Source organism: Calorimonas adulescens, from assembly GCF_008274215.1.
GTDB classification, from domain to species: domain Bacteria; phylum Bacillota; class Thermoanaerobacteria; order Thermoanaerobacterales; family UBA4877; genus Calorimonas; species Calorimonas adulescens.
In genome coordinates this window covers 1-12480 of sequence record NZ_VTPS01000021.1, presented here as the reverse complement: position 1 = coordinate 12480, position 12480 = coordinate 1, and the positions used below count along the sequence as shown (strand labels likewise).

The window sequence follows — 12480 nt, the reverse complement described above, 5'->3', positions numbered from 1 at the left end:
ACGATGAAGCACTTATTGATGGCTATTATGTTTCTTATCAGGACACCGGTATATATTGACTTAAAACCGGAGGATGATGACTTTTCCAGGTGTACGGCCTTTTTCCCTCTGGTTGGCATAATACCAGGAGGTGTGGTTGCTGGCATAATATACCTGACAGAACCACTTGGCAGGGAGATTGCCGCTTTGCTTGCTCTTACAATGTATGTCTATCTTACACTGGGGTTTCATTTGGATGGTATGGCTGATTGTTTTGATGGCCTGGCCAGTGGTAAAAAAGAAGAAGCGCTTATGAATGTCATGAAAGATAGCAGAATTGGCACTTTTGCTGCTGCGTCTGTCTCTATAGCACTCCTTTTTTACTTTACCCTTTTAAGGTCTGCAGACTATAGGTTTCTGTTTTTTTTCCCAATAGCCGGCAGGTGGACAATGACTGTGGTTTCATCATTGTATAAACCCGCAAAGAATGAGGGACTCGGGTATCTCTTCAGCAAGAGTGCTGGCATAAGGGAATTGGCCATAGCAACATCTATATCATGTATAATTGGCTTTTTTCTGCTTGGCATGAGGTTTGTTGTACCATCTGTAGCCTCCATAGCGGCCTCATTGATGTTTGCAAAAAATATGTCGTCACGCCTTGGCGGGATCAACGGGGATGTGCTGGGAGCTTCCCTCGTGATTTCCGAGATAGTGTTCCTTCTGACAGGAGACATAATGGGGGTGTTGTGGTGAGAAGCATCTATCTCTTAAGGCACCCTGAAATAAAGGGAAAGGGAAGATACATAGGCAGGACAAATGCCGAACTTTCTGAGAACGGTCTGAAACAGGCGGAAAGAATAAAAGCATATTTCAAGGATATAAAGCTCGATATGGTGATATCCAGTCCACTTAAAAGGTGCAGGGGCGTTGCTGAACAGATAGCTTTGCAGAAGGATACACGACTTATTATAGAGGAATGTCTTGCTGAAATTGACTTTGGACTCTGGGAGGCACTGAGTTACAACGAAATTGAGAAGGAATATCGGGAGGAGTGGGAGGAATATATGGCCAGGCCTCTTTTGTTTACCTTTCCTCAAGGGGATAATGTAGTAAATTACATAAATAAATCTGCTGCATGTTTTGAACGATATGCTGGTGAATTTACCGGCAATATCCTCTTTGTATCCCATGCCGGGTTTATAAAGTCTGTGATATCAAAAATCTGGTATGATGATGTGCGCCAGTTTTTTAACATTGACTGCAGCTATGCCTCATTTTATCAATTAAATGGAAAGAATGCACCGGTTTATAAACCGTATCCATTTTATTAAAGAGGATTTTTAAAAAATATGTAGAATATATAAAATAATTATAGAAAAAGAGGTGAACAAATGGAACAGGAAAGGTACTTATCAGACAGGGTAAAATCAATTCAAACCTCTGAAATACGTCATTTTTTCAACATGGCGGGAGAGGTGAAAGGGGCCATATCTCTGAGTCTTGGCCAGCCAGACTTTGTAACGCCAAAACATATAATAGACGCTGCAGTTAAGGCTCTAAATGAAGGACATACATTTTATACCCACAACATGGGACTTTTAGAACTGAGGAAGGAGATTTCCCATTTTCTTTCCAGAAGACACAGCATAACCTATAACCCAGATACAGAGATCATAGTGACCATAGGTGTAAGCCAGGCCATTGATACGGCTCTGCGCGCACTGGTATCAGAGGGGGATGAGGTCATAATACCACAGCCATCCTTTGTTACATATAAGCCGTGTGTCATTATGGCCGGGGCGGTGCCGAAGTTTGTGCCTACCTTTGAAGAGGATAACTTTATATTGAGGCCGGATATACTGGAGAGCAATATAACGGAGAGGACAAAGGTCCTGATACTTAATTATCCCAATAATCCGACCGGCGCCATAATGACAAGAGACGAACTGGCTGCCATAGCAGAGGTGGTAAAGAGGCGTGACCTTATTGTCATATCCGATGAGATATATAGTGAGCTCACTTATGGTGTGGACTATACGTCCTTTGCCAGCCTGCCGGATATGTGGGATAGAACAATAACTGTAAACGGTTTTTCCAAAACCTATGCCATGACTGGTTGGAGGCTTGGGTATATTGCTGCGCCGGAGGGCTTTATAAAAGAAATGGTAAAAGTACATCAATATACAGTTACATGTGCCCCTTCAATGGGACAGTATGCTGCTATAGAGGCATTAAAGAATGGCGATAATGACATAAAAAATATGGTAGAGGAATATGACAAGAGGAGAAAATTTTTACTTGATGAGGTAAGGAACATGGGACTTCATTGTTTTGAACCACGGGGGGCGTTCTATATATTCCCATCCATAAAGAATACAAGCCTTACCTCTGACGAGTTTGCTACCAGGCTCCTATACGAGGGGAAGGTAGCGGTTGTACCTGGCACTGCCTTCGGGAAAAACGGTGAAGGGTTTATACGTTTATCCTATGCCAGTTCCATGGACGATCTCAAAGAAGCTGCAAAGAGAATGAGGGATTTCTTGAAAAAGTTATAAAAAGAGGATGTATTAATCCCCTTTACTGCACTCAGGGCAGTATCCATAAAAATAGAGTTGTTGTGAGACTACCTTATAATTTGTTTTCTTAGATATGATTTCCTTTAACTCCTCGGTGAAATGGTTTTCCACATCTTCGACTTTTTTACATTTCAGACAAATTATATGTGGATGGGGTTCTACATTGGCATCATACCTGAAACTGTCCTCACCGACATTTAACTCTTGAATAAGTCCAATATGGCTTAATAGATCAAGGGTCTTGTACACAGTGGCCAGGCTCATTGTTGGAAATTGAGTGGACAGACTATTGTAGATGACATCTGCGCTTGGGTGAGACTTTGTGTTTTTTAACAGATGGTATATTGCCAGTCTCTGTGGCGTGACTTTTATTCCTTTTTTCTTTAGCAGTAATGCTGCATCTTCCATAATTTCTCACCACCCTTTATTAGAGGATAACAATTATTATATTTATTATAAGTCTATTGACTATTTTAGTCAAATTAAATTTTAGGAGGTTTAAAGATGGACAAGAAAGATTTAGAAATCTTAGAGGAACTTTATCCAGGGGTAAAGGATGCGCCAATGACATCAGAGTACTGGGCTGAAAGAGCTAAAAAAATAATAGGTATATCCACTCAGGATAGAGGCATTTATCCCGTCCTTGACCACACAGGAGCAAAGGGAAATAGACTTAAGGACATAGAGGGGAATGAATACTTAGATGTAACATCCGGTGTTGCAGTAAGGGCAATAGGCTTTAGAAACCCTGATATGGTTGTCTTTGAGGAGAAGATTAAAGATGTGGCAGAAGAGTTTCCCTGCCAGGACTTCGATGCCATACCTCAGACCCTGCTGGCAGAAAAATTAGCCTCCATAGCACCAGGCAACTGGGATAAGCAGGTGTTTTTTACAACCAGTGGAGCCAGGGCTGTTGAAACAGCCATTAAATCAGTTATAGACAGGACTCATAAGTTCAGATTTGTTGGATTCAGGCCCACATTCCATGGGAGGACAGGATATGCTATTTCCTTCACAGCCTCCAAATCTACGCAGAGAAACTATTTTCCTCAGGCCCTGCCGATTGTCAGGGTACCTTATGCATACTGCTATAGATGTCCTTACCATATGACTCCGGAGGAATGTAAGGAAGAGGCATACTGCGTAAATGAGATAAGAAGGGCTCTAGAACAGGAAGGGACAGACATTGCCGGCATATTGTTCGAGCCAATATCCGGAGAAGGCGGCATAATAGTGCCTCCAGCATCATTTGTAAAAGGGTTGAGGCAGGTTGCTGATGAGTATGCGGCCGAGCTTATATGTGATGAGGTACAGGCAGGTATAGGACGAACAGGAAAATGGTGGGCAGTAGAAAACTATGATGTTGCTCCAGACACTATATGTACAGCAAAAGCCCTGGGTGCTGGATATCCAATGGGTGCTACCATAGGCAGGAGTCCGATGTTTACAAAAGGCTCCAGACACTCTGAAACCTTTTCTGCTGAGCCGAGGATGGCCCTCATGTCTCTGTTTATGATTAATTATATTGAGAAGCACAATTTGATGGAGAATGCAAAGAGTGTAGGCGCATATATGCTGGCACGGTTAAATGAAATGAAAAATAAATATGAGATAATCGGTGATGCGAGAGGGATAGGGCTGATGATGGGCATAGAGATTGTAGAAAATAAGAGGACCAAGAAGATATCTCCTGAAAAGAGGGATGAGATACTCTACAATGCAGTAAATAAAGAAAGGCTTATGATTCTTGGTGCGGGCACATCATCCATAAGGCTTTTGCCTGCATTAAACTACACAATGGATGAAGCAGAAGATGCTTTGAACAGACTGGAAAGAGCCATACAGGCGGTAAAATAAATAAATTATTTTTCATGGCCCGAAAAACCGGGCCTTTTTTAATTGGACTACTTATAGTATAATTTATACGGCAGTTTTTATATAATTTGGGGGTAAAGCTTATGTACAAACTGGTGGCAATGGATATGGACGGTACGCTTTTAAACTCGGACAAATTTATTTCTGAAAAAAATATGTATGTACTTGACAGAATAAGAAACCTGGGGATAAAGATAGCCTTTTGTACTGGCAGGTTATTCTTATCTGCACGGGCGTATGCTAAATTACTCGGAGGGAACGTCTTTATTATATCCTGTAATGGTGCATATATAACGGATGAGAAATTTAATGAAATTGCTATTCATCGTATACCTGTTGATGAGGCACTGAAGCTCGTCGATGTATGCAGGAAGTTTGATGTATACTATTATTTTTTTGATAAAACCAAGATATACTCGGAAAAGAAAGTATATAGACAATCGGTGTATTTAAAGGGCAATGAACTCTTTCCAGAGGAGGATAGGACTGAGTTTGTAATTTGCAGTGATTTAAAAGCACTTATAAAAAGAGGGAATATTGATATGTTGAAATTTGTCATTATTGATGATAATAATGACAAGCTAATGAAGGTAAGGGATGAACTTTGCAGGTTGAATTTAGAGGTGAGCAGTTCATTATCAATTAATATAGAGGTCACTGCACAGGATGTAAACAAAGGCAGAGGGCTTAAAGAACTGGCCGATTTTATCGGGGTTGATATGGCTGAGACAATAGCGGTAGGGGATAGTGAAAATGATATACCAATGTTAAAGATAGCGGGTTTTAGCATAGCCATGGGAAATGCAAGAGATGATGTCAAAGCAATGGCAGACTATATCACTGTTTCTGAAGATGCGGATGGTGTTGCGAAAGCTTTAAACAAAATTATTCTGGAGGATCAGCATGGGGAAGGTTTCTATCAGGAAATGCAGTAGTTATGAGCAGTATGAAGTGGATAATGCCGTATCTGCAGCCATAGCAGACATTGGTGGCATAGAAGAATATGTAAAACCAGGGGATAAGGTTTTTTTGAAAATAAATCTGCTTATGAAAAAGAAACCTGAGGAAGCTGTTACCACACACCCGGCAGTTATAGAGGCCGTAGTCAAGAAAATCCAGCAGGCAGGTGGGAGGGTTATAATAGGCGATAGTCCTGGGGGTTCATATAATGAAAGAACTTTAAAGACCACATACAGGGTGTGTGGGATTGATAAGGTAGCAGAAAAAACAGGGGCAGAGCTGAACCTGGACACGTCTGTAGTGGAGTTACCCAATCCTAACGGCAAAATATTGAAAAACATTACAGTGATTAAACCTGTTGCAGATGCTGATGTTATCGTATCTATACCGAAACTTAAAACCCATACACTGACGACATTTACAGGTGCAGTCAAGCTGATGTTTGGCTGCATACCAGGAAACCTCAAGGCAGAATACCATGTCCGTATGCCTGACTTAAAAGATTTTTCTGATGCCTTGATTGATATATGTATGTCTGTGAAACCGCATTTAATCGTGATGGATGCTGTAGAGGCTATGGAGGGCGAAGGGCCATCTGGCGGCAGTCCTAAGAAACTTGGATGTATATTGGCATCATCAGACCCATTTTATCTTGATGGGGCAGCGATTGGCCTGATTGGCCTGAAAACAGGGGAGGTACCAACTGTTGCGGTTGCCATAGAGAGGGGTTTATATGACTTGAACCAGCTCCAGATTATTGGGGATGACACAGTGGATTTAAAGGCTACAGATTTTATAATCCCCGCCAGAAGGTCGACAGATATGTTGTCTAATAGCGTACCTGCTTTTATAAAACCATTTGTCAAAAGATATCTCCGACCAAGACCTGTATTTGATTTTGACAGATGCAGGGGATGTGGTGATTGTGCTGCTAATTGCCCTGCAAAGGTTATCACAATGATTGATGGCAGACCCCATGTAAATTATAATGGCTGCATAAGTTGTTTTTGCTGTCAGGAGCTATGTATGTATAAAGCTGTATCTGTAAAAAGACCTTTGCTCAGTAGATTTATTTTTATGAGATGATTTGGAGGTATATTATGGGGATAGGAATGATTACGGGACTTTTGGGCGGCCTGGCCCTCTTCCTTTATGGTATGCGTTTGATGGGGGATAGTCTTCAGAAGGCCGCTGGAGATAGGATGAAGCATTTTATTGAAATCCTGACTACCAACAAGGTGATGGGTGTCTTTGTTGGTATTGTTGTAACAGGTATCATACAGAGCAGTTCTGCTACCACTGTTATGGTAGTTGGTTTTGTAAATGCCGGCCTTATGACATTGGAGCAGGCGGTAGGAGTGATAATGGGTGCTAATATAGGTACAACAGTTACTGCACAGCTAATTGCATTTAAACTTTCAGATATCGCCCCGCTTGCTGTGGCTATAGGTGTAGCAATTTGGTTTTTTAGTCCTAAAAAGTCGCAGCAACAGGTTGGTGAAGTAATAATCGGATTTGGCATTTTGTTTATGGGGATGGAGCTCATGAGCAGCTCAGTTAAGCCCCTTAAAGATGTCCCGGAATTTACTAACCTGATATTGATACTTGGCCACAACAAGTTTTTGGGTGTTCTGGTTGGACTATTGATGACGTCGGTAGTCCAGAGCTCCAGCGTTACGATAGGTATATTACAGGCACTTGCCTTTCAGGGTCTTGTACCTATAGAAGTTGCTCTACCTGTACTTTTTGGTGATAATATAGGTACTACAGTTACTGCTTTGCTTTCGAGCATAGGTGCAAATAAAACAGCAAGAAGGGCAGCCTTGGTACATACATTTTTCAATATAATAGGAACTATAATTTTCATGATTATACTGGGTCCGGTAACAGCTATTGTGAAGACTACATCCGCAGATGTAGCACGTCAGATTGCCAATGCCCATACACTTTTTAATGTTACAAATACCGTAATTCAGTTACCGTTTTCTAATTATCTTGTAAAGCTTGTCAAATATCTCATCCCTGGAGATGTGATTGTGGAAGAAAAGGGCTTGAAGTATTTAGACGAAAGGATACTGGAGACACCCTCCATAGCTGTAGTGCAGGCATACAAAGAAGTCATAAGGATGGGATATATATCCCTGCAAAACCTAAAGACCTCGATGGAAGCGTTTTTTGAGAATGATTCAAAAAAGTGCTTAGAGGTCTTTGAGCGTGAAAGGTACATAAACCAGCTTGAGTCAGAAATAACTAAATATTTAGTTGAGATTGCCAATGCATCCCTTTCGCCAGAACAGTCAAAGAAAATAACATCAATGTTTCACATAGTAAACGATATTGAGAGGATAGGAGATCACGCTGATAATATTGCTGAGTTGGCTCAATACAGCATAGAAAATAGGTTAAAATATTCTAATGCTGCCATATCAGAACTCAGAGGCATGACCAACATAGCTTATGAGGCTGTAGAAGAAGCAATTAGTGTAATGAAAAACCCCAGAGAAGATTTTTACAAAAACGTACTTGAGCTGGAAAAAGAGATAGACAGGATGGAAAAGGTGCTCCGGGATAATCACATAATAAGGCTAAATAAAGGCGAATGTGAACCATCTTCTGGGGTTGTCTATCTTGACTTGTTGAGCAATTTAGAGAGGATCGGTGACCATTCTGCAAATATAGTTCATATGGCCTACGAATAAAGATATGATATTTCAATATGCTGTGCATTTTTTCAGAGGCTCGGTTCAGAGGTCTTTATATGTAAACAAATATGATTTTGCTTTGTACCCAGCCTTTTTGAACTGGTTTATAATGTTTATAATGGCACAATTGGGAGACATATTCCACCTCTCAGGGAACGCAGGGATGACATACTTCCGTTGATAACCTATTTCAAGAATAGATTCGATTGTTGCTGGAAGAGGCTGACTTTGTTGCTAATATCTTGCAGAGTGGTGGTAAGGTTTTCAAAAACTTAAAACTACTTGACACAAACTAACACGATCAATTGAAAAAATTCTAGTGGATTTTTTTTGATAAATGAGTTATAATATATATGTAGAAACAAGATGTATATACATGTATATATATAGGAAGGTGGGGAAGGTTGCTGACAATTATAAACATACATATACGATGCAAAAAATATTTCTGCGGATTTAAGTTTCTTAAAAATAAGTTAGATAATTAACTATCAAATTTATGTGTAAGAAATTTATCAATACATCAAATGGCAGATAGTTTTTCATTTAGTGCTGCACATAGCATATTTGACAAATTAAAGCTGTATCAAAGGCACGTTTTCTACATTAGAATAGCAGTTTCAAAGAGAGTTGATTTTATTATAATCAACAAAATAATAGGGAAGGTATTGTAAGAAGCAATATTGTTAAAATAATAACAGTTAATTATGAAGAGGGGGTATCTATGGTAAATATTTCTTTTGATAAGGATTTATGTCTTGGATGCAAAACCTGTGAGTTGGCATGTGCTATAGCCCATTCGAAAACCAAGGACCTTGCTGGTGCCATAAAGGAAAACAGGATTGCACGAATAAGAATAAGAAAGGTTAGTGGGAAAATCAAACTGGAGCAGTGCAAGTTATGTAAAAATCCAAGGTGTATTGCCAGATGTCCAACAAATTCCCTTACGAAAGATAAGAATGGTACGATAAAAGTAAATTATTTCACATGTACGAGATGCGGACTGTGCGAGGAAGCGTGCCCGTTTGGAGCCATAATCCTGGGTCCTTTTCCTACATTGTGTGATAGATGTGCTGAATCCGATGGGCCTCTATGTGCAAAAGCCTGCCCCACCAAAGCTTTGAAGGTAAAGGCAGTATAATGTATCATAAGGAGTGATTTTTATGCAGGATGAATTATCATATGTCAAAGATGAGACAGCTATACCATCTCTTTTAAAAAAGGCAAAAGATGACAAGATAGAAACTGTGTGGGACAGGGCTCTTGCCATGCAGCCTCAGTGTGGCTTCGGTGAGATGGGAGTTTGTTGTACCAATTGCTCAATGGGGCCTTGCCGCATAGTGAAAATATCGCCGGACGGCCCTAAAAAGGGAATATGTGGTGCTACCGAAGACACCATAGCTTCGAGAAATTTTGCAAGATCTGTGGCAGCAGGCTCTGCCGCACATTCCGACCATGGAAGGGATATCGCGGAGGCGCTTCATTATGCAGCAGAGCAAAAACGGCCGATAAAGGATGAAAAAAAGTTGCGGGCGCTGGCGGAAGAATGGGGAATTCAAACCGAAGGCCGAAGCGTTGAAGATTTAGCATCAAAAGTCGCTGAAAAAGCTCTGAATGAATTTGGAAAACCGTTTGGTCACCTACAATTTGTTGAAAGAGCTCCCCAAAAGCGTAAGGAAATATGGGAAAGCATGGATGTCACGCCCAGGGCCATCGACAGGGACATAGTGGAGGTACTTCATTCCACGCATATGGGGTGCGATGCGGATTACAGGAACATTATAACGGCTGCTGTCAGGGCAGCGTTGAGCGATGGCTGGGGAGGTTCGATGATCGGTACCGAACTTTCGGACATATTGTTTGGGACTCCAGTTCCTCATGAAGTGGAAGCAAATTTGGGAGTATTGAAAAAGGACTGTGTGAATATAGTAGTGCACGGTCATGAACCGACTTTGTCTGAAGCCTTGGTTTTGGCGGTAAATGACCCTGATCTGATTGAAGCGGCAAAACAAGAGGGAGCGCAAGGGATAAACCTGGTAGGAATGTGCTGCACCGGGAATGAAGTGGCAATGAGGCACGGAATCCCGATGGCTGGCAATTTCTTTCAACAGGAACTGGCAGTTGTAACAGGTGTTGTGGAAGCGATGGTGGTAGATGTGCAGTGCATTATGCCGTCACTTCCTCAGGTAGCAAAATGCTATCATACCAAGCTTATTACCACATCTCGTAAAGCCAAGATACCTGGTGCCGTTCATATGGAGTTCGACGAAAAAAATTCTGTAGAATGTGCTAGAAAAATAGTGTTGGAAGCTGTAATGAACTTTAAGAATAGAACAGACAATGTGCTTGTGCCGGAGGAAAAGGTTACAGGCAGAATAGGTTACAGTGTAGAGTCTATAATCAGAGCTCTTGATGGTATTACTAACACTTTTGCCCACCAGTCGGGTACTGTAAAACCTCTGGTTGACGCCGTAAAGTCCGGTGTACTGCGTGGAGTGGCAGCCATAGTTGGCTGCAACAACCACAGGGTACCTGCTGACCAAAGTCATGTATTGCTTGCTAAAGAGCTTATAAAAAACGATGTCCTTGTTGTCACCACAGGATGTGGTGCCCATGCGTGTATTAAAGCAGGACTCATGAGCGAGGACGCTGTAAAATTATGCGGGAAGGGCCTTGCCACCTGCTGCGAACTTTTAAAAGTGCCGCCTGTGCTTCATATGGGCTCCTGTGTAGACATAAGCAGGATTCTACAGCTACTTGCAATAATATCAAAATACATGAATGTGGATATAAAAGACCTTCCTGTGGCAGCTGCAGCTCCCGAGTGGATGTCGGAAAAGGCGCTGTCTATCGGCACTTACGCCGTGGCGTCCGGAATATATGTGGTGCTGGGAGTGACACCGCAAATTACTGGTTCCGAAAATCTCACGAAATATCTGACCTCCGACATGGAAAATATTTATGGAGGAAGATTTGAGATAGAGTCCGATCCGATAAAAGCCGCCCACAAGATATTGGACCATATAGAGGTTAAAAGGAAACAACTGGATATATAATAGACATGAGCATAATTAAAGATTTTAAGGAGAAAAAGCCTTGAAACAAATATGAAACAGTGACCATGAAGCACATTGCGGACGAAGTTATAAATATCTCTGATATCATAGCCTTTGTCAGCAGTGAAGAGGGTTCAGCCAAGGGGAAGCCAGGAATGAGTGTCTTTGAGTAAGGGGACTGCGGCTTTATCGTCAAGAACATTAGGTGAAGCAGTAGTTTTGTGAATGGGTATGAGATTAAAGTCAGTTATTTCAATGAGTTTGAGTTATGCACACGACTAGGATGATTATTGAGGTGGTGATTCCATGAGGATTGCTGTTACCGGTAAGGGTGGGGTGGGGAAGACCACACTGGCAGGAGTCTTGGCCAGGACATATGCTGATGACGGATACAAAGTGCTGGCTGTAGATGCGGATCCTGATCCTAATCTGGCGTCAGCTCTAGGATTCCCTGATGAGATAGTGGAGAAAATCGTCCCGCTTTCCCAGATGAGGGATTTGATAGCCCAAAGGACTGAAGCAATACCAGGAATGGTTGGCCAGATGTTCAGGTTAAATCCAAGAGTTGACGACATACCGGAAAAATACTGCGTAACCCACAATAATGTGAAGCTTTTGGTAATGGGTACAGTGAAAGAAGGAGGCAGTGGATGCACCTGCCCTGAACATGCATTTTTGAAGGCACTTATGAGTCATCTCATACTCAAGGCAAATGAGGTATTAATACTGGATATGGAAGCAGGTATAGAGCACCTGGGCAGAGCCACTGCCAAATCTGTAGATGCTTTTTTGGTGGTTGTGGAGCCAGGGAAAAGGAGCATTCAGACGCTGAAGTCTATAAAAAAGCTTGCCCGGGATATCGGCATCAAAAACATATTTGCGGTGGGAAATAAAATAAAAAGCTCTGACGAAAAAGCTTTTATTATAGATTCATGTGACGATATACCGGTGATTGGATTCTTGTCTTATGACGAGAACTTCATATATGCTGATAGATTAGGAGTTTCACCTTATGAGCAGAGCAATAAAAATGTTCACGAGGTAAAGATGATAAAGGAGGGATTGGAATCAAGACTGAAGTCAACCTTATAAAAAATTTATGAACTACTGAAAACGGCATTGAAATTACTTTTAGAAAACGGAAGAATTGCTGTGGATGAATTCATGATGGACAATTCATTTGCACCCAACCCTGCCGGAAGCGGTCATGGAAGCTTTAAAAGACGTAAGTGGCGTGGCATACCGCTGGTGCAGCTACCCAACGATGTACCTGCTCGGGAAGCAGCCGAAAAGATATTTGATTTCTATTTAACGCCTGTAAAAACTCTTTAA

Annotated in this window: 12 protein-coding genes; 11 read left to right on the top strand and 1 reads right to left on the bottom strand. The window is 41.5% G+C overall.

Annotated features, from left to right (window positions below):
- Window positions 1-3: 3 nt before the first annotated feature.
- From cobS to FWJ32_RS11410, 3 genes are read left to right on the top strand one after another with little or no spacing between them, the layout of a single operon-like run.
- A complete protein-coding gene (gene cobS, locus FWJ32_RS11420; protein ID WP_149546091.1) occupies window positions 4-732 on the top strand; it encodes an adenosylcobinamide-GDP ribazoletransferase in 729 nt (242 codons plus the stop codon).
- Entirely contained in the window at window positions 729-1310 is a 582-nt protein-coding gene (locus tag FWJ32_RS11415) for a histidine phosphatase family protein (protein ID WP_162523613.1), read from the top strand. Before cobS ends, FWJ32_RS11415 begins: the two co-directional genes overlap by 4 nt.
- Window positions 1311-1370: 60 nt before the next feature.
- Window positions 1371-2534 (top strand): pyridoxal phosphate-dependent aminotransferase, encoded by a 1164-nt coding sequence (locus FWJ32_RS11410; RefSeq protein ID WP_149546089.1) that lies wholly within the window; start codon window positions 1371-1373, stop codon window positions 2532-2534.
- Between the two features lie 12 nt (window positions 2535-2546).
- Here FWJ32_RS11410 and perR read toward each other — a convergent pair whose 3' ends face one another.
- A complete protein-coding gene (gene perR, locus FWJ32_RS11405; RefSeq protein ID WP_149546088.1) occupies window positions 2547-2963 on the bottom strand; it encodes a transcriptional regulator PerR in 417 nt (138 codons plus the stop codon).
- Between the two features lie 96 nt (window positions 2964-3059).
- On the opposite strand from perR, the gene FWJ32_RS11400 reads away from it, so the two are divergent.
- The 8 genes from FWJ32_RS11400 (at window position 3060) to FWJ32_RS11365 (ending at window position 12480) form a co-directional block, all read left to right on the top strand.
- Window positions 3060-4412 carry an aminotransferase class III-fold pyridoxal phosphate-dependent enzyme gene (locus tag FWJ32_RS11400; RefSeq protein WP_149546087.1) on the top strand — a complete coding sequence of 451 codons (1353 nt, stop codon included), beginning with the start codon at window positions 3060-3062 and terminating at the stop codon, window positions 4410-4412.
- A 101-nt stretch (window positions 4413-4513) separates the two neighbouring features.
- The gene (locus FWJ32_RS11395; RefSeq protein WP_149546086.1) at window positions 4514-5365 is read left to right on the top strand and encodes a Cof-type HAD-IIB family hydrolase; all 852 of its coding nucleotides are present in this window, start codon (window positions 4514-4516) and stop codon (window positions 5363-5365) included.
- Window positions 5334-6476, top strand: a complete 1143-nt coding sequence (locus tag FWJ32_RS11390; RefSeq protein ID WP_149546085.1) for a DUF362 domain-containing protein — start codon at window positions 5334-5336, stop codon at window positions 6474-6476. Before FWJ32_RS11395 ends, FWJ32_RS11390 begins: the two co-directional genes overlap by 32 nt.
- 14 nt (window positions 6477-6490) lie before the next feature.
- The gene (locus FWJ32_RS11385; protein ID WP_149546084.1) at window positions 6491-8089 is read left to right on the top strand and encodes a Na/Pi cotransporter family protein; all 1599 of its coding nucleotides are present in this window, start codon (window positions 6491-6493) and stop codon (window positions 8087-8089) included.
- Between the two features lie 727 nt (window positions 8090-8816).
- Window positions 8817-9233 carry a 4Fe-4S binding protein gene (locus FWJ32_RS11380; protein WP_149546083.1) on the top strand — a complete coding sequence of 139 codons (417 nt, stop codon included), beginning with the start codon at window positions 8817-8819 and terminating at the stop codon, window positions 9231-9233.
- A gap of 22 nt (window positions 9234-9255) precedes the next feature.
- Window positions 9256-11148 carry an anaerobic carbon-monoxide dehydrogenase catalytic subunit gene (gene cooS / locus FWJ32_RS11375; protein ID WP_149546082.1) on the top strand — a complete coding sequence of 631 codons (1893 nt, stop codon included), beginning with the start codon at window positions 9256-9258 and terminating at the stop codon, window positions 11146-11148.
- 306 nt (window positions 11149-11454) lie between these two features.
- Window positions 11455-12240, top strand: coding sequence for an ATP-binding protein (locus FWJ32_RS11370; RefSeq protein ID WP_149546081.1), 786 nt, complete (start codon window positions 11455-11457; stop codon window positions 12238-12240).
- A 75-nt stretch (window positions 12241-12315) separates the two neighbouring features.
- The gene (locus FWJ32_RS11365; RefSeq protein ID WP_162523612.1) at window positions 12316-12480 is read left to right on the top strand and encodes a hypothetical protein; all 165 of its coding nucleotides are present in this window, start codon (window positions 12316-12318) and stop codon (window positions 12478-12480) included.